This window comes from Allobosea sp. P5_A5 (assembly GCF_056400625.1).
On the sequence record NZ_JBFUKY010000001.1, the window covers coordinates 567612 to 589173 of the forward strand.

The 21562-nt window shown below is 64.5% G+C and carries 20 protein-coding genes and 1 pseudogene; 5 read left to right on the plus strand and 16 right to left on the minus strand.

Annotated elements, in window-relative coordinates; translation table 11 throughout:
• The first annotated feature begins 28 nt into the window (after positions 1–28).
• The 5 genes from AC1DR6_RS02750 to AC1DR6_RS02770 all read left to right on the plus strand — a co-directional run bounded on the left by AC1DR6_RS02750 (position 29) and on the right by AC1DR6_RS02770 (position 4805).
• A complete protein-coding gene (locus AC1DR6_RS02750; protein WP_476827635.1) occupies positions 29–958 on the plus strand; it encodes a carbohydrate ABC transporter permease in 930 nt (309 codons plus the stop codon).
• Entirely contained in the window at positions 955–1827 is an 873-nt protein-coding gene (locus tag AC1DR6_RS02755) for a carbohydrate ABC transporter permease (protein WP_476827636.1), read from the plus strand. The genes AC1DR6_RS02750 and AC1DR6_RS02755 overlap by 4 nt, the downstream gene beginning before the upstream one ends.
• Positions 1828–1913: 86 nt before the next feature.
• Positions 1914–3221, plus strand: coding sequence for an ABC transporter substrate-binding protein (locus AC1DR6_RS02760; protein ID WP_476827637.1), 1308 nt, complete (start codon positions 1914–1916; stop codon positions 3219–3221).
• Between the two features lie 76 nt (positions 3222–3297).
• Positions 3298–4398, plus strand: coding sequence for an ABC transporter ATP-binding protein (locus AC1DR6_RS02765; RefSeq protein ID WP_476827638.1), 1101 nt, complete (start codon positions 3298–3300; stop codon positions 4396–4398).
• A 116-nt stretch (positions 4399–4514) separates the two neighbouring features.
• Positions 4515–4805 (plus strand): hypothetical protein, encoded by a 291-nt coding sequence (locus AC1DR6_RS02770; protein WP_476827639.1) that lies wholly within the window; start codon positions 4515–4517, stop codon positions 4803–4805.
• A 293-nt stretch (positions 4806–5098) separates the two neighbouring features.
• Here AC1DR6_RS02770 and AC1DR6_RS02775 read toward each other — a convergent pair whose 3' ends face one another.
• The 16 genes and pseudogenes from AC1DR6_RS02775 to AC1DR6_RS02850 form a co-directional block, all read right to left on the minus strand.
• Positions 5099–6133 carry a 2-hydroxyacid dehydrogenase gene (locus AC1DR6_RS02775; protein WP_476827640.1) on the minus strand — a complete coding sequence of 345 codons (1035 nt, stop codon included), beginning with the start codon at positions 6131–6133 and terminating at the stop codon, positions 5099–5101.
• A pseudogene (locus tag AC1DR6_RS02780) lies at positions 6130–7295 on the minus strand (alpha-hydroxy acid oxidase). Before AC1DR6_RS02780 ends, AC1DR6_RS02775 begins: the two are co-directional and overlap by 4 nt.
• A gap of 148 nt (positions 7296–7443) precedes the next feature.
• Entirely contained in the window at positions 7444–8058 is a 615-nt protein-coding gene (locus AC1DR6_RS02785; RefSeq protein WP_476827641.1) for a dihydroxyacetone kinase subunit L, read from the minus strand.
• Complete coding sequence (locus tag AC1DR6_RS02790; protein ID WP_476827642.1) at positions 8055–9053, minus strand: dihydroxyacetone kinase subunit DhaK; 999 nt, start codon at positions 9051–9053, stop codon at positions 8055–8057. Before AC1DR6_RS02790 ends, AC1DR6_RS02785 begins: the two co-directional genes overlap by 4 nt.
• Positions 9054–9098: 45 nt before the next feature.
• A complete protein-coding gene (locus tag AC1DR6_RS02795) occupies positions 9099–10064 on the minus strand; it encodes a peptidyl-alpha-hydroxyglycine alpha-amidating lyase family protein (RefSeq protein ID WP_476827643.1) in 966 nt (321 codons plus the stop codon).
• A gap of 3 nt (positions 10065–10067) precedes the next feature.
• On the minus strand, positions 10068–11222 hold the full coding sequence (locus tag AC1DR6_RS02800; protein ID WP_476827644.1) for an iron-containing alcohol dehydrogenase: 1155 nt from the start codon (positions 11220–11222) through the stop codon (positions 10068–10070).
• Between the two features lie 73 nt (positions 11223–11295).
• Positions 11296–12051, minus strand: a complete 756-nt coding sequence (locus tag AC1DR6_RS02805; protein ID WP_476827645.1) for a 2-keto-4-pentenoate hydratase — start codon at positions 12049–12051, stop codon at positions 11296–11298.
• Between the two features lie 11 nt (positions 12052–12062).
• Positions 12063–12815: an HpcH/HpaI aldolase family protein gene (locus AC1DR6_RS02810; protein ID WP_476827646.1), complete on the minus strand. Its 753-nt coding sequence runs from the start codon at positions 12813–12815 to the stop codon at positions 12063–12065.
• Positions 12816–12852: 37 nt separating this feature from the next.
• Positions 12853–13824 carry a D-2-hydroxyacid dehydrogenase family protein gene (locus AC1DR6_RS02815; RefSeq protein ID WP_476827647.1) on the minus strand — a complete coding sequence of 324 codons (972 nt, stop codon included), beginning with the start codon at positions 13822–13824 and terminating at the stop codon, positions 12853–12855.
• Between the two features lie 60 nt (positions 13825–13884).
• Entirely contained in the window at positions 13885–14910 is a 1026-nt protein-coding gene (locus tag AC1DR6_RS02820; protein ID WP_476827648.1) for a TRAP transporter substrate-binding protein, read from the minus strand.
• A gap of 51 nt (positions 14911–14961) precedes the next feature.
• Entirely contained in the window at positions 14962–16248 is a 1287-nt protein-coding gene (locus AC1DR6_RS02825; RefSeq protein WP_476827649.1) for a TRAP transporter large permease, read from the minus strand.
• Positions 16245–16829 carry a TRAP transporter small permease gene (locus AC1DR6_RS02830; protein WP_476827650.1) on the minus strand — a complete coding sequence of 195 codons (585 nt, stop codon included), beginning with the start codon at positions 16827–16829 and terminating at the stop codon, positions 16245–16247. Before AC1DR6_RS02830 ends, AC1DR6_RS02825 begins: the two co-directional genes overlap by 4 nt.
• 98 nt (positions 16830–16927) lie before the next feature.
• Complete coding sequence (locus tag AC1DR6_RS02835) at positions 16928–17692, minus strand: alpha/beta fold hydrolase (protein ID WP_476827651.1); 765 nt, start codon at positions 17690–17692, stop codon at positions 16928–16930.
• Positions 17693–17717: 25 nt separating this feature from the next.
• The gene (locus tag AC1DR6_RS02840; protein WP_476827652.1) at positions 17718–18449 is read right to left on the minus strand and encodes a dienelactone hydrolase family protein; all 732 of its coding nucleotides are present in this window, start codon (positions 18447–18449) and stop codon (positions 17718–17720) included.
• Positions 18450–18511: 62 nt separating this feature from the next.
• Complete coding sequence (locus AC1DR6_RS02845; protein WP_476827653.1) at positions 18512–19543, minus strand: TRAP transporter substrate-binding protein; 1032 nt, start codon at positions 19541–19543, stop codon at positions 18512–18514.
• Between the two features lie 32 nt (positions 19544–19575).
• Positions 19576–21480, minus strand: a complete 1905-nt coding sequence (locus AC1DR6_RS02850; RefSeq protein ID WP_476827654.1) for a TRAP transporter large permease — start codon at positions 21478–21480, stop codon at positions 19576–19578.
• Positions 21481–21562 lie beyond the last annotated feature (82 nt).

Genomic DNA, 21562 nt, shown 5'->3' on the forward strand with positions numbered 1-21562 from the left:
GCTCAAGACGACGAAGAGACGTTGAACGATGGGTCCCGCCTTGGCGACAGATGCACTCTCCCCTCCAGCCCGAAGGCGTCGACGGGTCGACCTCCTGCCTTATGCGTTGATCGCGCCAATCGGCCTTCTGCTTGCGGCAATTACGGTCTATCCGACGATCCAGGCGCTCTATCTCTCGATGACCGATGCGTCGCTGCTACGGCTGGCGCGCGCAAAATTCATCGGGCTGCAGAACTTCGTCCGAATGATGGGCGACCAAGTCTTCATCGATGGCCTGTGGCGCACCTTTCGCTGGGACTTCGCCGTCGTTTCGCTTGAGCTGTGCATTGCATTGCCGATCGCGCTCTTTCTCAACCTGAATTTTCGCGGTCGCGGCTTCGTCCGCGCGGCGATGATGGTGCCCTACATCACGCCGCCAGCAGTGGTGGGGCTGGTATTCCTGTTCATGTTCGACGGAAATTTTGGCGTGGTGAACGACCTGCTGATTCGAGCCGGCCTGATCGAACGCAACATCGCCTGGATGAGTGATCCAGTGGCGAGCTTCTGGATCGTGGTCTCCGCGATGGTCTGGTACGGCACACCGCTGATGGCGCTGATCCTGCTGGCCGCGCTTCAGACGATACCGGCTGAACTCTACGAGGCCGCCGATGTCGACGGCGCCAGTCGCTGGGCGCAGTTCCGCAGCATCACCATCCCGCACATCCTGCCATCGATCCTGTTCCTCATGCTGCTACGCGTGATCTGGATGTCGAACCACATCGACATGATCTACGTGATGACGGCGGGCGGCCCTGGCTTCACGAACCACACCGAGGCGATCTACAGCTTCTCGCTGACCAATCAGTTCCAGATCGGCTATGCGTCGGCCATCGCGGTCGTGCTGGCTGGAATCCTGATGGTGCTCTCGGCGCTGTATGTGCGCCACCTTGCACGCTCCGTCCTGTCGCAGACCTCATGAACCCCACAAAGCGCCGTGCGGCGCGCATCAGGACCATCTGGGTCGCGATCGGCTCTGCCGCCGTGCTGCTATATTCGATCGGGCCGCTGCTATGGATCTTCATCGCGTCGATCACGCCGGAGCTGAAGGCGAGTACTGAGGGCGCCTGGGTCAGCAGCAGCGCCAGGACGGTGACCTATCTCCCGACTGAGCCGACGCTTGCTAACTTCACTGCATTGTTCGAAACGGTGCCGTTCGCGTCCTATTTTCGCAACAGCACCATAATCGCCACCGGCAACATGGTGCTGACGCTGGTGGTCGCCAGCCTTGGCGCCTATGGCTTTGTGCGCTTCCGCTTCTTTGGGCGCAGCAGCTTCCTGGTGGCGATACTCGTAGCCTACACCATTCCCAGCGTCGTGCTGCTGGTGCCGCTTCTGGTGATCTTCCGCGCCTATGGGCTGAACAACACCCATCTCGGGATGATCCTGGCCGAGGCGACGCATTCGGCGCCCTTCGTGATGCTGCTGATGATCAACTATTTCTCGACGCTGCCGCGCGATCTCGACGAGGCGGCGCAGGTCGATGGCTGCGGCCGGCTGAAGGTGCTTTGGCGGATCATCCTGCCCCTGTCGCTGCCGGGGTTGGTGGCGGGCGGGCTGCTCGCCTTCATCATGACTTGGAACAACTTCCTCTTCGCCTTCCTGCTGACCTCGACGGCGGAGGTGAAGACGCTGCCTGTGATCATGCGCCAGTTCGCGCTCGGCGAGCCCGCCGTCTGGGGTGTCAGCGCGGCCGGTGCGCTGGTCAGCACGCTACCGGTGGCCCTGATCTTCCTCCTGTTCCAACGGATGTTGATGAGCGGGCTCGCGGCAGGCGCGGTCAAAGGATGAAGCTGGAAATCCTGGCCTAAGGTGCAAGCCCAGATCCGAGACCAAAAATCAAAGCCGGAAATCCGGCGTTCTACAGGAGGAACACCATGAACAGGACACGCAGTGGCATCGGCAGAGCGCATCCGCTCACCCGGCGCCAGGCCCTGAAGACGGCGCTTGCGGGTGCCGCTCTGGCAGCGGGTGGCATCGGCGCGGCCGAGGCCCAGATCGCTTCTCCGGCTATACGAAAGAAGGTGAAGCTGAATTTCTGGAACTGGGCCGACAATCCCAATCACCAGAAGATCACGCTCGATTCCGTGGCGATGTTCAATGCTTCGCAAGGCTTCATCGAGGTCGAGACCGACGCCAACATGGCAGTGATGGAGGCTCGCAAGAAGCTGGTCGTGTCCTATGCGGCGGGCGCCGCGCCCGACGTCATCATGACCATCCAGTACTGGGTGCAGGACTATTTCGAGAACGGCATCATCGAGCCGATCGAGGATCGGTTCATGAAATGGGACGACAGGACGGATTTCTTCCCCAACATCATGGAGCAGACCCGCTCGAAGCCGGGCCAGCCCTTCCTGTTCCTGCCTCAGACCAGCATTCCCTATTTCCTGTATTATAGGGCCGACTGGTTCAAGGAAGCCGGGGTCGCCCCGCCGGAGACCTACGACCAGTTCATCGCCGCCGCCAAGGTGATGACCAAGGCGCCCGACCGTTACGGCTTCGCCATGCGCGGCCAGACCGCCTCGGCCATCCAGGTGATTTTCCCGATCTGGGCCAGCGCCGGCGTGAAGTTCGCGACGCCGGACGGCAAGGTCGATTTCGATTCGCCCGCCGCGATCGCCGTGACCGATAAGTGGCTGGGAATGGTGCTGCGCGACAAGTCGGCCCAGCCCACCGCGGTCAATGACGGCTATCGCGAACTATATGCGCTGATGGAGAAGGGCCGCTGCGCCATGTGGTATTACGGGCCACATGCAAGCCCGGCGTTGATCTCGGCCCTGGGCGACTCGATCCAGGCAGTACAGAACCCGCGTGTCGGCGCCCAGCACCACATGATCGCCAATCCCGAAGGCCCGATGATGGTCGCTTCATGCAAGGAGAAGGAAGCCGCCTTCGAGTTTATGAAGTTCATCACCAGCGGCGAAGCGGCGATGCTCTACACCGCCAACCGCATGGTGCCGCCCGTGCGCAAGACGCTGTCGGAGCGGCCGATTTTTCAGAACAACCGATTCATCAAGATGTCGCTGGACCATCTCCAGAGTTGGTGGACGCCGCCCTACGACCACCCGCACTGGACGAACTTCCAAGACAAGATCCCGCCCTACTGGCAGGAAGCCGTGCGTGGAAACATCACGGCTGCGCAGTTCAACCAGCAGGGCGCCAAGTTCCTGCGCGGCGAGGCCTGAGATTCCGGCCGGGCCACGCGGCCCCGCCTTTCTCCCTCGCCTTCATCTCTCAAACTGAAAAAGCGACTTTCAGCGGATGGCCGAAGTCAATCTACGCAAGGTGGTCAAGCGCTTCGGCGATGTCGAAGTGGTGCGCGGCATCGACCTCACCATCGCGGATCGCGAGTTCGTGGCCTTGGTCGGGCCGTCGGGATGCGGCAAGTCGACGACGCTGCGCATGATTGCTGGGCTCGAGGAGGTCAGCGACGGCGCCATCCTGATCGACGGTAAGGAGGTCACCGACTTCGCGCCGAAGGATCGCGACATCGCCATGGTGTTCCAGAGCTATGCGCTCTATCCGCACATGACGGTGCGCGAGAACATGTCCTTCGGCCTGAAGCAGCAGAAAATGGCCAAGGCGGAAATCGGCGCTCGCGTCGACGAGGCCGCCCGCATCCTCAACATCGAGGACCTGCTGTCGCGCAAACCAAAGGCGCTCTCGGGCGGGCAGCGCCAGCGCGTCGCCATGGGCCGCGCGATAGTGCGGCAGCCGAAGGTGTTCTTGTTCGACGAGCCGCTCTCGAATCTCGACGCGCAGCTACGCGTGCAGATGCGCACCGAGATCAAGCGCCTGCGCAAGAAGGTTAGGACCACGACGGTCTACGTCACCCACGACCAGGTCGAGGCTCTGACGCTGGCCGATCGCATCGTGGTGATGAACAAGGGGCAGATCGAGCAGATCGGCACGCCGCACGAACTCTATCACGAGCCGAGGACGCGGTTCGTCGCCGGGTTCATCGGATCGCCGTCGATGAACTTCATTCCGGCGGCGATCGAGCAGCGTGGCAACGCGCTGATGCTGTTGCTGAAGAGTCCAGACCTCGCATTCGAGATTCCCGCCGGGCGCGCCGAGCGCTACGCCGGGCTGGCAAGCCGCAGCGACCTACTGCTGGGCGTGCGACCCGAACATTTCGCCGCGGCCGATGGCGCGCGGCCAGGTCAAGCCGAATTCGAGACGATCATCGACATCACCGAGCCGGTCGGCATCGAGACCTTCGTCTATTTCACGCTGGCCGCGACCGAGATTTGCGCGCGGCTGCTGCCCCAGGCCGGGGCGCAGGATGGCAGACCGCTTCGCCTTGCCATCGATCTGACCCAGATGCACATCATCGACCCGGTGACCGGACTCGTCGTCTGAGCGCCCTTCGGCCGACCTCCGCGGAGCCAAATGTCGCCCCAGCGACAGCGTCCGCGGCCTGCGCTTGCGACACCAGAGCTATTGGAGAAGCGCCGTGCGCCTCTCGCACTGGCAGCTTGCCGGTCAGGGGCTCCACCATCGATGTCATCGTCGGTTCGGGCGATCATACGTACCGGGTCCATGAGAACCGGGCCCGGCTGCCAAAGGGTTTTCCCTTCGGCGACGTGGCTGCAGTGGGCATCGACAATCGCGACCGCGTCTACGCCTTCAACCGGTCCGCCGGGCACCCGATGATGGTGTTCGACCGCGACGGGACATTCCTGAGTTCCTGGGCGCGCGATCTCTTCGCGCATGCCCTGGCGTCAGCATGGGGCCGGACGATACGATCTACTGCACCGACGATATGAACCACATCGTCTGCAAATGCTCGCTGGACGGCAAGCTGCCGCCGCGCATCGGCGAGCGCGACAGGCCCGAGCCCTTCATAAGCGAGCATCTTCAACCGCTGCACCCATACGGCGCTGTCGCCTTCGGGCGAGGTCCATGTGACCAACGGCTACAGCAACGCTCGGGTACATAAATACGCGCCCGACCGCCGCCATCCGACGCAGATAAGTTGCGCACGCTCGGACGGCTCATGCGCCGTCCGTAGGATCCTGTCGAAGGGCATCGAGAGCGGGTGGACCAATCTCATAGATCTTCATGGCGTGTCCCCGCCTGACGCCGACGCTTGGCGCGGTTGCGTCGGCTCGACGATCAGGTCGGCGGCACGTAGGGCCTCGCCACGCTGGAAGCGCAGCATGTTCTCGAAGGAATGCGCGGCCATGATCGCGATGTCGTCGACCAGGCTGCCGGCCGAATGCGGTGTCAACACCACATTTTCGAGTTCGCGCAGGTGCGAGCCCGCTCGCAACGGTTCCTCGGCGAAGACGTCGAGGCCAGCGGCCGAGAGCTGGCCGCCGCGCAGGGCGTCAACGAGATCGTCCTCGACCACGAGCTCGCCGCGCGAGACGTTGATGAGCACCGCGCCGCGCTTCATTCGGGCAATCGCGGCCCGGTCGATCATGTGGCGGTTGGCCGCGCCGCCCGGGCAATGCAGCGTGATGACGTCGCTGGCGGCATAGAGTTCGTCGAGCTTGACATAGCGCGCTCCAAAGGCCGCATCGTCCGCGACCGGCCCTCGGGGCTTGTGATAGATCACGGTGCAATCGAACCCGCGCAGCAGTCGCGCAAGCGCCTTGCCGATATTGCCGAAGCCGATGATGCCGACGGTCTTGCCGTAAAGCCGCTGCGACAGCGGCCGCAGTTCGGCCGGAATCCAGAGGCCTTCGCGGACGGCGCGGTCGGCGGTCACGATCCGCCGCATCGCCGCGAGCATCAGCGTCACGGCATGCTCGGCCACGGTGTGGGCGTTAGCGCCGGCGGTGATCGCGACTGTGATGCCATGGCGTTGCGCCGCCGCCGTATCGATCTTCTCGTAGCCGGTTCCCCATTTCTGGATGAACCGGACGCCGCTCGCACGCGTCATCATCGCATCGGTGACGGGAGCCACCACCAGCAGCATGTCGCTGTCGGTCAGCATCGCGTCGTTCATGTCCTGCGGCCGCTCGGCATAGGTCAGGGCGAGTTCGTCGGGCACCATGGCGTTCATCACCGCCTGCGCGAAGGGATCGAAGACGAAGCCCAGGCAGGCGACGCGATAGCGCGTTCCGGCCGGAATCGAGGAAACGTTCATGGCGAGCGCGGCACAGCGGCGAAGATGTCGCGATCGAGCTCAACGATGCTGCGGCAACCGACATAGCTCATGTTCTTCTCGAACTGCGTGGCCAGCAGCTTCAGCACCTTTTCGGCACCGGGCTGGCCGCCGGCCGCGATCCCGTAAAGCGTCGCCCGGCCGACGAGGACGGCTTTGGCGCCAAGCGCCACCGCCTAATGATGTCGCTGCCATGGCGCACCCCGCTGTCGAGCAGCACGGTCGCATCGTTGCCGACGGCCTTCACCACCTCGGGCAGCATGTCGATCGTCGCGATCGAGGAATCGAGCGCACGCCCGCCATGGTTGGAGACGACGACGCCATCGGCGCCGTGATCGACGGCGCGACGCGCCTCGTCGCCGCTAAGGATGCCCTTCACCACCAGCGGTCCGGGCCAAGCCTGGCGGATGCGGCGAATGCCGTCCCAGGTCATCGACAGCGTGGTCGCGGGCCCCTTGCTCCGGCTCGTGGTGATGCGGCGCCGATATTGCTCGGGATAGTTCTCATGGCGCGGCATGCCGCCATTGAGCAGGTATCGCCCGATCACGCCGACGAGCCAGCGCGGATGCAGCGCCATGTCCATGACGAAGCGTGGATTGAGCGAGATCGGGTCGGTGAAGCTATTGCGGTCGTTGTATTCGCGCGTGCGGCCGAGCGCCGAGTCGATCGTCACCACAAGGGCCTCGAAACCGAGCCTCTTCGCACGCTCGATCATCTGGAACGACAGCTCCTCTTACTTCCACATATAGAGCTGGAACCAGAGCCGGCCGTACGCCTCCCGGGCGATCGTATCGATCACGGTGATCGAGTTCGCGGTCAGCGTGAACGGCACGCCCGAGGCCGCCGCGGCCTTGGCGAGAGCCAGTTCGCCCTGATACCAGCACAGCCCGGCGGCGCCCGTCGGCGCGATCGCCAGCGGGAAGGCAATGCGCTTGCCGAAAAGCTCCGTGCTCATGTCGCGCTTTTCGAGATCGACCAGGAAGCGCGTGCGCAGCTTCAGCCGCTTGAACCCCGCCGCGTTCTCGGCCAGCGCCAGCTCGCGCTCCGCGCCGCGATCCATGAACTCGAGGATTCCTTTGGGCAGATGCCGCCTTGCGGCCTCGCGCAGGTCGGCGAGATCATAGCAACGGCTCAACAGTGTCATGCGTGATGCCTCGACAATACGTCTCTGCGCCGGCTAAGCCGCCGCCTCGCTGCGCTGGTCGCCGGCCTGTCGAGCCGTCACCGTGAGCTTAGGGCTGCAACCACTTCCGAGACCGTCAGGCTCCGCGTCGAGCCAGCGGGATCTCTCTCTAGGCAGGATCTGCTATGGCAAGCACCAGCCCGTTGACGGCAAGCATGCCGGGATCGTCCATGCCGATGCTCTTGTCGCCGAAGATGCGCGCCCGCCCGATCTTGCAGGGCCGGTCGCGAAATGCATCAAGCGTCGCCTGGCAGGCGTCGGTGGCGGCGCGCGCGGCTGACGATGCATCGCTCGCGCCTGCCAAGGCGTCGGTGAGTGCATCGAGGATGTCGAGCACGGTCTTGTCGCCGAGGCTGGCTTTGCCTCGCGCGGCCATGGCCTCGACCGACGCGGCGATATGACCGCCAATGTCGCCGAAGGGGATCTCTGTCGCGCCCTTGACCCGCTTGGCGGTGGTTAGGAGCCCGGTCGCGATCAACGTGCCGAGGCTCGAGCCGGTCGCGCTGGCTGTCTTTCGCGCCATCTGTGAAAGTGCCGCTCCGATATCCGCCTGTGCGGCGTAGTCGATCTGCGCCATGGCATCGAAGACGCGGGCGAGCATGACGCCGGTGTCGCCGTCGCCAAGTCTGGAATCGGCGACGTTCAGCTCTTGTTCGAGCGTGGTCATTCGCGCCTTGATGCGCTCGACCGCGCGGCCCAGCGCCGCGAGATCGACCGAGGTCACGACACCCTCCAGAACGGGCTATCTGCGGGTCGTCCGAGCAGCGTCTCGATCTCGTCATCGAGGAAGCAGAGGCTGATCGAAAGGCCCGCCATCTCCATCGAGGTGGCGTAGTGCCCGACCAGCGGCCGCACGATCTCGATTGTCTCCGCGGCGAGCTTTGCGGCGACGCGACGATAGACGATCAGCAACTCCTCCAGCGGCGTCGCGCCGAGGCTGTTGACCAGCAGCGACACGCGCGTCCCTCGTCCCGTCGGGGCATCGGCCAGAAGGCGCGCCACCATCTCGTCCGCGATTACGTCGGCTGTCCTGAGCTTGTCGCGCCAGATGCCGGGCTCGCCATGGATGCCAATGCCCATCTCGATCTCGTCCTCGCCGATGGTGAAGCTCGGCTGCGCGGCGCCCGGCACCAGGCAGGGGCTGAGTGCGACGCCAATCGTCCGCGTGGCGTCGACCGTGCGCTGGGCGATTTCGGTCACGACTGCAAGCGAAGCGCCCTCCTCCGCCTTCGCGGCGGCGGTCTTGTAGGCGTAGATGATGCCGGCGACGCCGCGACGCTTGCCCATTTCGTCGGGGCCGGCACTGGCGATGTCGTCGGTGCCCAAGACGGTTGTGGTCTCGACCTCGCCTTCGAGGAACTCGCCGGCCATGTCGAAATTCATCCGGTCGCCGCCATAGTTGCCGTAGAGCCGCAGCACGCCCCGGCCGCCATCGGCGAGCGTGATCGCCTCGATGCAGGAATCGACCGTCGGTCCCTCGAAGACGTTGCCGATCGAGCAGGAATCGAGAAGGCCGCGCCCGACATACCCGGTGAACAGTGGCATATGCCCCGAGCCGCCGCCGGACACGACGCCGACCTTGCCCTTGGTCGCGCCCTGCGCCCGCCGGATGACGCGCCGGGTTTCGCCGTCGCGCACGAAGGCGGCGGGAAATGCGGCGGTCAGGCCGTCGAGCATCTCGTCAACGAAATCCGCTGGGAAGTTCATCAGCTTTTTCATGGGTCGGCTTCCGTCCTGGTTGTCGTCTTGGCTGCGCCGCGCCTCTCAATCGGCGGGAAGGCGCCTGAATTTCCGCAGCGAGTTCAGCTTCTCGGGCAATGGCTTCCCCGGAAATAGCGACGGCCAGGAGGCGACCGTGACCTCGCCGAGATAGAGATCGCCATGCGAATCCAGCGCGATGCCGTGCGGCGAGGTGAACTGGCCGATGCCGGTTCCCGCGCCCCTGACCGCGTCGAGCCGGCCGACCAGCTTACCGTCCTGCAGGATGCTGATGCGCGGTCCGAGATTGGGCGTATCGCGGTTCACCGCCATGTAGGGCGCGAGTTCGCCGACGAAGCAGAGCGGGCACGGGCCGGCGGTCAGCGTCATAGCGCTCGGGCGATGCAGGTTGTTCCACTGGCCTTCATAGCGGCCATTGCCGTCGAAGATTTGAATCCGGTGGTTCTCGCGATCGGCGACGTAGACATAGCCGTCGGCGTCGCAGGCGATGTTGTGAGGTAGGTTGAACTGCCCTTCGTCGCAGCCGGGACCGCCCCAGGACATCAGATGGCGGCCGTCGGGCGCATATTTGTGGACCGTGGCGTTGCCATAGCCGTCCGAGACGTAGATCTCGCCGGAGGGTGAGAGCGCCGTATGGGTGCAGCGATTGAACGGCCTGCCGCTCATCGGCGCGGCTGGCTGGCCGGGGTTGCCGATCCGGAGCTGCAGCTTGCCGTCTAGGCTGCATTTGCAGACGGTGTGCGTACCCTCGTCGGTGCAGTAGATCGACTGATCGGGGCCAATATGCAGTCCATGCGCCCGTTTGAACAGATCATAGCCCCAGGACGACAGGAACTTCCCATCTCGATCGAATACGACCATCGGGTGGTCGCCGCGATTGAAGACATAGACGCGATCACGATCGTCCACCGCGACCGCCGCGACCTCGCCCAGCATCCAGCCCTCGGGCAGTGCGCCCCAGCCTTCCAGCGCCTCGTAGCGATATGGGCCCGATCCCAGAATGATGCTCATGGCTCAGGCCGCCATGGCGAGAATGTCGCGGACCTGCGAAATGCCGATGTCCTGTTTCTCGCCGAGCGCCGTGTGGCCGGCCTGCTCGAGATGGTGGACGATGTCGGCCGTGATCACGGCGGTCGGTGCGATCTCGCTGAAGCGCACTGGGCAGCCCATGCGGCTGAAGAAGGCCTCGGTGCGGGCGATGGCGAGTTCGGCCGCTTTCGCCTCGTCCGCCTCTTTGATACCCCAGACATTGCGGGCATAGCGCACCAACATCGCCCGCTTGTCGGCGGACTTGAAGCGCAGCAGCGCGGGCATCACCAGCGTCAGGCTGCGGGCGTGGTCGATGTCGTAGAGCGCGGTAATGGCGTGGCCGATCATATGCGTCGACCAGTCTTGCGGCACGCCGGCGCCGATCAGGCCGTTCAGGGCCTGGTTCGCCGCCCACATGACGTTCTCGCGCGCCTCGTCGCTGCCGGTCTCGATCAGCTTCGGGCCCCATTCGATCAGCACCTTGAGCAGGGTCTCGCTGAAGCCGAACTGCACCGGGGCATTCACCGGCAGGGTCAGATACTGCTCAACGACATGGGTGAAGGCATCGACCACGCCGTTCTCAAGCTGGCGGCGATCGAGGCTTTTCATGAAGTCCGGGTTGAGGATGGCAAAGCGTGGCCGGGCCTGTTCGTTGGGAAACGGCAGCTTCAGCCCCTTGGCCTTGTTGCTAATCACCGAGACTGGATTGCTCTCCGACCCCGTCGCCGGCAGGGTGAGAACCACGCCTACAGGCAGGGTCCGCTCGATCGTTCCGCCCGCGACAAGATGGTCCCAGGGATCCGGGCCTTCGATCGGGATGATGGTGGCGAGGAATTTTCCGGCATCCGCGACGGAGCCGCCACCGACCGCGAGCACGAACTCCGTGCCCGAACCGCGCGCCAGCGTCACCGCATTCAGGATGGTCTCGTAGACGGGATTGGCCTCAATGCCGCCAAACTCGACGACCTCGCAATGCCCGAGGCCGGCCATGACCTGGTCATAGACGCCGTTGCGCTTGATGCTGCCGCCGCCATAAAGGAGCAACACCTTCGTCCCGGTCGCGACCAGGTTCTTCAACTGGCCAAGCTGGTCGGCGCCGAACAGGATTTGCGTCGGATTGCACAGGGTAAAGGCGGTCATCGGTCTTTTCCTGGGGCTTGTCGGCGGCGCGGGCCGCGCCGGATCGATCGAAAGGCCTTCGCGCGCGCCGCGCTCAGGCCGGAAAGGTCACGCTGATCTCGCCATAGCCGGCGAAGCGGGCCGTGACGGTGTCGCCGGGTTTCACATAGAGCAGGCCGGTATAGGAGCCTGCGGTGATCAGCGTTCCCGCGGGCAGATGATCTGGACGCCTCGGAGCCTGGAGGAAGGCCAGCGTCGGAATCCGCGGATCCGCGGCGCCGTGCCCTCCCACCGTGTCACAGATCAGGACCCCACTGGCGCGGAGCTCGATCGCCACTTTGGTCAGGTCCTGCTTCCCGGCATCGAGCCACGGTTCGCCATAGACCAGGCCGCCATTCGACATGAAGTCGGCGGCACGGTGCAGCGGCGGCGTGTTGAGGTAGCTGGTGAAGCGGGTGTCAACGATCTCGATGGTCGGGACGACGATCAGGCGCGCGTCGAGATCGGCCATCGTGAGGGCGCGATCGGCGGCGTTGACGTCGTCCTTCAGCCGAAACGCGATCTCGGCTTCGATGCCAAGAAGCGGAACCGAGGAGGCTTTGAAACGGCCAGGATTTGAAATCATCAGGGAGCCGAGGATCGGCGCCCACGTCGCCGTTTCCGGGTTCGTCCCCGCGACCTTGTAGCCCGGCGTCGTCTCACCCAGCAGCGCGACCGTCGCCTCCTGGATCGCGACGGCCTCGGTGAAGCTCTCGGGTTGGAGACCGGCGGGCAAGGCCGCGAGCGGGCGCCTTTCCCGGCGCGCCGCTCCGAGCAGGCGCGCGGCTTCGGCGATAGCGAAGGTTTGCATGGCGTCCCGGCTCAATAGGGCAGCGAGATCGGGCGCGCCATCAGTTCGCGCATCCCCGACAGGATGACCTGGTTGATCCAGGCGACCTTCATGAAATCCTCGCGGATCGGCTTGCCGGCCTTGCGGATGCGGGTCGAAGCCTCTTCGACCTGCCGTGCCACGTCCGGGTGGGTAGGCTGGCCGGGGTAGCCGAGCGCCTGGGCCAGGTCGTTCAGGCCGAAGCTGAGATAGTCGACGCCCGCGAGCGCGGCGATCTGGTGCGCCGCCTCGAGCCCCTCGACGCTTTCGATCATGATGCCGACCGAAATGTCGGTGTTGCAGTGGGCCAGATGCTTCGGCAGATCATCGATAGCGAGATAATAGGGACGGCCGCCGCCGAAGGAACGGTGGCCCACCGGCGAGAAGTAGATCGAATCCAGCGCCTCGGCTGCATCGGCCGCCGAATTCACATGCGGGATGACGATGCCGCGGACGCCGCGATCGAGAAAGCGGGTGATCGTGCCCGACGTCCGGTCCGGCACTCTGGCGATAGGTACGATATCGTGGCGTTCGGCGGCGACGCAGGCGACTTCGATATCCTTGAAATCGAAGGTGCCGTGCTCACCGTCGAGATAGATGAAGTCGATCTCGATCGAGGCCAGCACCTCGATGATCGGCGGGGCGGCGAAGGTGAGATGGCAGCCCCTGATCTTGTCGCCGGTGGCGGCCGCGCGCTTCACGGCGTTGGGGCTTAGCTTCAGCCTGCTGTGTTGCATGTCATTCATGGTCGGTGCCCCGAAAAGGTGTGAAGGATCGTGAAAATCAGGCGCCGTCCGTCAAAGGACGGATCGGCTTGCCATCGAGAAAGGCGAGGACGTTTTCGATCGACTGCCGGTAGAAGACGTCGAAGTTCTCCTGCACGCAGTAACCGAGATGCGGCGAGAGCACGGTGTTGGGGGCGCTGCGCAGCGGATGGTCGCGCGGCAGCGGCTCACGGTCATAGACATCCAGCGCCGCGACGATCCGACCCTCCGTCACTGCAGCGACGAGAGCGGCTTCGTCGACCAGCGGCCCCCGCGAGGTGTTGACTAGCACGGCACCCCGCTTCATCAAGCCGATCTCGCGCGCGCTGATGATGCCGCGTGTCGTCGGCGCCAGGACCAGGTGCAGGCTGACGACGTCGGCTTTGGCTAGAAGCTCATCCTTTGCCATCCATTCGGCGCCGCCCTCTCTCGCGCGTTCCGGCGTCAGGTTCGGGCTCCATGCGAGCACATTCATGCCGAGCGCGCGGGCATAGCGCGCCATCATCGCGCCCAGCCGGCCAAGACCGATCAAGCCCAGCGTCCGGCCCTGTAGCGCGAAGCCTGGCGCTATGCCCGCCTGAAAGCCGCCGGCACGGATGGATGCGTCGCCCGCGGCGACCCGACGCGAGCCTTCCAGCATAAGCAGCAGCGCGAGCTCCGACGTGGCGGCGCCGTTTTCGCCGGCTTCGGTCTTGGTCGCTACGATGCCGCGTTCGGCCAGCGCCTTGAGATCGACCGACTTGTTGCGGCCTCCCGTGACGCTGAGCATGCGCAGCTTCGGCAGCCGCGCGATCAGGCTGGCAGGAAACGGCGTGCGTTCACGCATCGACATGATGATGTCGACATCCGCGAGGCGCGCAACTGCCGCGTCCTCGTCAGCCAGCGCATCATCGTGGAATCTGACCTCGGCGCGGGCGGCGAGTGCCGACCAGTCGGCGCTCTTGCCGGCCACGCCCTGCCAGTCGTCCAGTACGGCGATTCTGATTGTCATGCTGTCCCTTCCAATCAACCGTCCGCTCGCCATGCTTGCGCGTAGCCTCAAGCTTCGGCGTTAAGCGCCTCTCAGTGCGGCCGTACACTGGTCAAGCCAGGCCTGCCCGATCTTCGGCGCGAACTGGGCGTAGACAGGCTCCGTCGCCTTGACGAATAGCGCGAGGTTCTCCGGCGCGATGTCGTTGACCTTCACCACCTTCTCCAGCGCCGCGCGCGCCCGCGCGATGTCCTTCGGCTGGGCCTCCCATTGCCAGTCCATGGCGGTCTTCATCGCATGGCCGACCATGCCCTGCTCCTCTGCGGAGAACGATTTCCAGGTCGCGGGGCTGATTGCGACGAGGAAGAAATCACTCGTGTGCGCGTCGAGCGAGACGAAGGGCGCGACCTCGTGCAGCTTCTGGTCGATCAGGTCCGGCAGCGGAAACTCGAATCCGTCCACGACGCCTTGCTGCAAGGCGAGGTACAGCTCGGACGGATCCATAGCGACGGGGCTCGCGCCCAACGCCTTGAAGGTCGCCATGTGAACCTCGTTGTTGATGACGCGCAGCTTCAGCCCGGCAGTGTCAGCCGGCTTGTTGACCGGCCGCACGCGGTTGACGATGTGGCGCTGGCCCATGAACCAGTAGCCGAAAACCCTGAGGCCGGCCGCCTCGGTCATCCGCGCGATCTCGGCGCCGATATCGCCGTCGAGCGCGGTGCGCAGCCTCGCCTGCGAGCCCACGAGATAGGGCAGCGCGAAGACGTTCATCTCCTTGACGAAGTTGGAGTACCAGGCTGGCACCGCCATGCTGAAATCGAGCGAGCCGGCCTGGACGGACTGGAGCATCTCCGAGATCGGCCCGAGCTGCGAGCTTGGGAAGCCTTGCAGACGCAGCTTGTTGGAGGACAGCCGCGCCAGCTCGTCGCCGAACCGCTTGATCGCCTCACTGTAGACGGCGTTCGGCGGGGCCGTGTGTCCGAAGCGTAACCGCCTCGACGACTGTCCGATCGCCGGCATCGGCAGGCCAAGCAGGCCCACCCCTGCGGCGGCGCCGAGCTTGAGAGCTTCGCGGCGGCCGATCCCGCCTGCCCTCCCGGATGTCATTTTCTCTACCACATCTTCCTCCCGTTTATGTTTTTGTTTCGATTGTCGCCGTCAGGATCGGACGAGCGCTGGCAGCCATGTCGTCAGGCCGGGGATGAACACCATCAGCAGGACGACAAGCACGAGCCAGAACACGAAGGGCAGTATCGCCAGCGACAACCGCTCGACCGAAATGTTCATGAGACTGGCCGTCATGAACAGGATCACGCCGGCCGGCGGGTGAACGATCCCGACCATCGAGGCGACCACGAAGATCAGCCCGAACTGCACGTCGGGAACGCCGTATTGAGCGGCGATCGGCGCCAGCAGCGGGGCGACCGCCACCATGATCGGCACCGCGTCCATGACCATGCCGAGAACCAGCAGCGCGGCGACGACGAGCAGTAGAAAAACCGTCGGGCTGTCGGTGAACGCGATCAAATAGTCCGCTAGCGTCTGCGTGACGCCTTCGAAGGTGAAAAGCCACGAGATCAGCGCGCCAGTCGCGAGCAGCATTCCGACAACCGAGCTGATCATCGCGCTGTAGACGATGGCATCGTAGATATCGCGAAACCGAAGACGCGGCTTCGACAGGAAGCCGATGAGCAGCGTGTAGACCACGCCGATTCCCGCCGATTCCGTGACCGTGAAGATACCCAGCACGATGCCGCCCACAATGATCACGGGCAGGAACAGCAAAGGGACGACCGCGATGGTGTGGCGCACCAGCTCCCGCAATGGCGGGCGATCTGTGACCGTGCCGTATCCGTGGCGGCGCGTCGTGTACCAGGTCATCACCATGAACCCGGCCGTGAAAAGCAGCCCGGGGATGATCGCCGCGATGAAGAGCGCGCCCACCGAGATGTTCCCGACCGACATCGCATAGATGATCATCGCCAGGCTCGGCGGGATGATCGGCCCGATGACCGCTGTCGCCGCCGTAAGCGCGGCGCTGTACATCACGGGATAGCCGGCGCGCACCATCAACTGGATCTGCACCCGCCCTGTACTGGCGATATCCGAGACCGCGGTGCCGCCGGCACCGGCGAAGACCAGCGACTGCAGCACGTTGAGATAGGCCATGCCCCCCCGCCAACGCCCCAGCAGCATTTGGAGCCAGACCACCATCCGCGGCAGCATGCCGGCGCGATCGGCAAGGATGCCGAGCATCGTGAACAGAGGGATCGCGAGAAGCGGGAAAGACCCCAGCGAGGAATAGAACCGTCGCGTCAGGATCGTCGGCTCCATGCCCTCCCAGAACAGCATGAACGTGGAAGTGGCGAAACCCATGCCGAACGCGACCGGCATGCCGATCAGCAGGGTCAGCAGGAAGAGAACTCCGACGACGGGCAGCATCATGGAGTGGCGAGCTCCGGCGGCGCGAGACGGTCCAGCAGCATGAGCACGAGCTGATGGTAGATCAGCAGCGCGAAGCCCACCGGCATGGCGAGGAAGGCCCAGAACAGGCTGAGATCCAACGCCGGGTCGTTCTGCCGGGCAGCCGGCCCCAGCGAGATGACCCCGCTCCACAGCATCTGGGCGAAAAAGCCGAGCGCGACAAGCTGGGCCACAATCCGCACGACGCGATATGCGGGGAGAGGCAGGCTCTTTGCGACCAGCTCGAAGCCGACATGGCTGCCCTGCCGCAAGGCGAGCCCGGCGCCGAGCAGGAAGAACCACAACAGCAGGAATTTGGCGGCGGCGCTGACGAAGAGCGAGGAGGCGCCGAAGGCGTAACGCGCGACCACGTCATAGGCGATCAAGAAGGTGAACAGGACGCCAGACGCCACAAGCACCAGCTCGGTCCCCCTGATGAGACCGCGGTCCAAACGGCGCAGCGCGGCGGGCAGAATCGAAAGTTGCTCGTGGACCTGCATGTTCCAGGTCCGCTCTTCTGCTTCCCACTCCTCTACGACGCTGTCCTTATCGTTGTTCCCCATATCTTTACCCGGCGCTCGCCGGCCTTCTTTCCGTTATTTCGGTCCAGACGATCTATTTCGGCGCTTGATTTGGCCAACGCCAACCGAGGTCCAGGGCTCTACGCCACATGCGCAAGTAGAAAGTCGCAGGTGTGTTTTATGGCAGCGTCCCGATAATCATCGCCTTTCCAGGGCGCGATCACCTCGGCGCCGGTCAGGCGCTTAAGATCAGCCGAGACGCTGACCGGGTGCATCGTGTCATCGCCGGGCATCAGCAGCGAGGGCACGCCGCAGCGGCCGGTGAATTCGCGGGTGACGCTGAAGATGAAGTCCGTGGAGAACATGCGGGCTCCGGCGGAATTGACCTGCTCCAGGTCGACACCCGGCCGCTGGGCGACCTTGTCCGCCCATTGCGCGACCTCTTCGTCGACGGCGGAGCGGTTGCTGTCGGACAGGCCGATCGGATTCTGCAGCACCTGGGCGCAAACGATGCCCGGCGCGGCCTGCTCCAGTGCGAGCGCGAAGGAGACGCCGATGCAGCCGCCCATGACATGGCAGCGCTCGACGCCGAGATGGCGAAGCAGTTTCAGGTGATCGGCCGTGTAGGAGGACCAGTCGTAATCCGGCCCGACATCGGCCCAGGACTGGCCGGCATTGCGGACGTCGAGCGAGATCACTCGGAAATGCGGCTCCAGCACCGGCGCCGGATCGCGCCAGGCCTGCGGTTTGCCGGGACTGGACGGGTTGCTGCGCCAGCGTTCGATACGCGAACTCAGGAAACCGGGCGCGAACAGCAGCACGGGAAAACCATTCTCCCGGCCCGACACCTCGTAGTAGAGTTCGCCCTTATCGATCGGCAGCAGCGCCATCGTCGTCTCCCTCATCCCGCCTCGACCCGAAGTGACCGCATCAATGTTTCAGGTTGCGGTCCCAGAGATCGAACAGCACGGTCCAGGACCGTTCGGCGGCGATCGGGTCGTAATCGGGCCGCGCGGCGAAGCAGAAGCCGTGATGCGATCCCTCATAGGTCTCGATCTTTCCCTTCGTGCCGGTCCGGTCGATCGCCGCCTGCAAATCGGGAATGACGTTGGCGGGGACGGACGGATCGACCTCGGCAAAGCCGAAATAAAGCTCGCCCTCGACCTTATCGAGCAGGAGATGCGGGGAGTCGTCCTTATCGGTGACGATGTCGACGCCATAAAGCGAGGCTGCCGCCTTCATGCGCGGGAACTGCGCGGCGATCGTGGTCACGAACGAACCGCTCATGCAGTGGCCGACGCAACCGAGCGGACCGGCCTTGACCTGGCGTTGCGCGTCGAGGAAGGCGATCATGCCGCGCGTATCCTCGGCGACCATCGCATTGGTCAGGCTGACCATGGCGCCGCGAACCACGACCGACATCGCCGGATCGCGCCGCGCCACGTCGAAACGGAGATGGCCGAGCCGGTAGTAGAGGTCCGGCATCATGCAGTAATAGCCCTGCTTGGCGATGCGCCGGGCCATGTTGCACAGCTCCTCGCGGTAGCCGGGCGCGTCCATGTAGAGGATCACGGCAGGATAGCTGCCGGCCTCGTTCGGGCAGGCCACGAAGGCGTGCTGCCGGCCGTATCGCGTGATGATCTGGACTTCTTTTTCGTACATGGTCTGGTCTCTTGTTTAGCGGGCGGCGACGCCTGCGGCAGGCGTCGCCAGCAAGGCGGGGCTCAGGCCTGGGCCGACTGCGCCAGCTTGACGAGGTCGGGCCGGAACAGATCGGGGAAGTCGGTGACGACTTTTGAACAGGCCGCGCGGAAGGACTCGACATCGGGCGAGGCGTTGACCTCCATGCCCTTGGTCTTGAGGAAGTCGAGCGTCTCCAGCTCTTCCTTCTGGGTATAGGTCCGCAGCCATTGCGTGGCGTCGTCGGCGGCCTCGGTGAAGGCCTTCTGCTCGTCAGGCGTCAACCCGTCGAAGGCGGCGGGGCTGACGATCGAATATGAGGTCGTCAGGACGTGGTCGGTCTTGGAGATGAACTTCTGCACCTCGAAGAGCTTGTTCGACTTGACCACCGGCAGCGGCGTCTCCTGCCCGTCGGCGACGCCCTGGCTCAGCGCGAGGTAGAGTTCGCTCAGATCGATTGTGACGATCGAGGCGCCCAGCGCCTGCATCATCGCGACATAGGACTTCGAATCCGGCACGCGCATCTTCAGGCTGCCGAGGTCCTTGGCGCTGTTGATCGGGTGCTTGTTGTTGGTCATCGAGCGCGAGCCGAGATCGTTCCAGCCGACCAGCAGGAAACCCTTGTCGAGCGAGCGCTTCTTGAGCTCGGCGCCGAACGCGCCGTCGAGCGCGGCGTAGCACTGCTTGCGGTCCTTAAAGAGGAAAGGCGCGTCGGTGACAGAGAATTCCGGCACCCAGTTCATCAACGCCACGCCGACCGAGGCCATCTCCAGCGAGCCCAGCTTCACCGCCTGGGCGATGTCGCGCTCGTTGCCCATCTGCGCGTTCGGGAAGATCGTGACCTCGATCGCGCCGGCCGTCTTCTCCTCGACGACGTTCTTGAAGCGCTCGCCCCAGAGGTGCCAGCCATGGGTCGTGGGCGTCGAATGGGCGTAGCGGATGCGCTTCACACGTGAGCGCCGCTGGGCGATGGCGGGCGCGGCCACCAAGCCCGCGGCAGCGCCTACGCCGAGGCGCATGATGCCGCGCCGGCTCAGGGTCGAAATGCCGTCCGTGTGAGCGTCGAAACTGGTCATGATGTCCTCCCAATATCAGCCCGTTTTCCGGGTCAGCCCTTCATGTTGAAAGCGGTCGGCAGCGCTGTCGTGATCCAGGGGATCGAGGCCACGAAGAGCAGCGCCAGCACCATGACCGCGAGGTACCAGAACAGCGGACGCATCGCCTGTTCGACGCTGGTCTTGCATATCGAGCAGGCGACATAGAGCGCGATCCCGATCGGCGGCAGGATTCCGCCGATGCCGAAGGCCTCGACCATGACGATGCCGTACTGGAGCGGGTCGATGCCGAACTGGATCGCCACCGGCAGCAGCAGTGGAGCCAAAATGACGATGGTGACCAGGCTTTCCAGCAGCGCCCCCATGATGATCGTCAGAAGGATGACGACGGGCAGGAACAGCTTGGGGCCGAGTTCGCCAACGGCCCCGGCGATCGCCTGCGGCACGCCTTCGAGCGAGAGCGCCCAGGAGAAGATGGTCGATCCGGCCAGCGTGAAGAAGATCATGCCGCTCAGGACCGAGCTTTCGCTGAGCACGGTCCAGAGGTCGCGAAAGCTGAACTTGCGGTAGAGCACGCCGAGCGCCAGGCCATAGGCGACGGCGAAGGTCGAGACCTCCGTCGGCGTGCCGACGCCGCCGACGATGCCGCCGATCAGCACCACCGGCATCAGCAGCGGCAGGATCGCGGCCTTGCCGGTCGAGCGCACTTCGCTGAAGCTCGCACGCGCGGTCGGCGCCCAGCCCGAAAACCGGGCCCGGACATAGACCAGCAGCATCAGGCTGGCGGCGATCACCGCGGCCGGCAGGAAGCCCGCGAGGAACAGCGCACCGGTCGAGACCGAGGTGACGGAGCCGAGCACCAGCACGGCGATGCTGGGCGGGATCGACTCGCCCATCGCCGCCGAGGCCGCCAGCAAGGCCGCGCATTCCGGCTTGCTATAGCCGCGCTTGTTCAGGAGCCGGTTCATCGGGATGCCGATCGTCGCCATGTCGGCGGCCTTCGAGCCCGATATGCCCGAAGAAATATACATGCCGACGATCATGACCTGCAGCATGCCGCCCCGGACATGGCCCATCAGCGACGCGAGAAAATCGACGATCTTCGCACCGATTCCGGCCCGGTCCATGATGTAGCCGGCCAGGATGAAGAAGGGCAGCGCCAGGAAGATGAAGCCGCCGCCGCCACGCTGGGCGTTCATCGCCACCGCCGTCATCGGCGCGCTGCCGCTAACCACGATCGCACCCAGTCCCACGGACGCCAGCACGAAGCCGATCGGCACGCCAATCGCGAGCAGCACGATGAAGATCGCGATCAGGTAGCCATAATACCAGGAGGTATCGACCCAGGCGGCTTCCTTGCTCAGCAGAACGAGCGCGACCGCGACGGCGACAAGCACGGCCGAGCCGATCATCGCCGCGAGCGGCGCGCGCCACAGCGAGATCAGCGCGAAGATCACGAAAAACGCAGCGCCGATCGTCATCGGCAGGGTGAGCCAGATGTGATCGAGGCTCAGCATCGTCGTGCGGGCGCCCTCATTGGCCTTGATCAGCGGGATCGAGAAAACGCCGATGACCACCGAATTGACAATCACGACCCATTCGCTGGTCGCGTTCAGGAATGTTCGAACCCTCTCCGGCGCGCTGTCGACGATGATCTTGATGGACATGAAGTCGCCGCGGCGATAGGCGATCGCGCCGCCAAGGAAGGCGATGACGATCAGCAGAAGCTGCGAGGTTTCCTCAATGCCGAGCATGATCGGCGCGCCGAAGATCGTGCGCGCCAGCGTGTTAGAAAACACCAGCACCACTTCGACGGCGAGCGCGACGTTGAGCATCGCCAGTATCAGCCCGTCGAGCACATCGAGCCAGCGCGGCAATTCGATCGGCGTGATGGAAGGGCCGAGCGCGGCTTCATCCGCAAGTACAGCCCCGTCCTCCCCTAAGCTTATTTGATTCATGTTCCGCCATTCGTCGGAGATCAACATCGCCGTCGAGGGCGACGGCGCATCGATAGCAGCTTGCGCCACGATGAAAAAATCG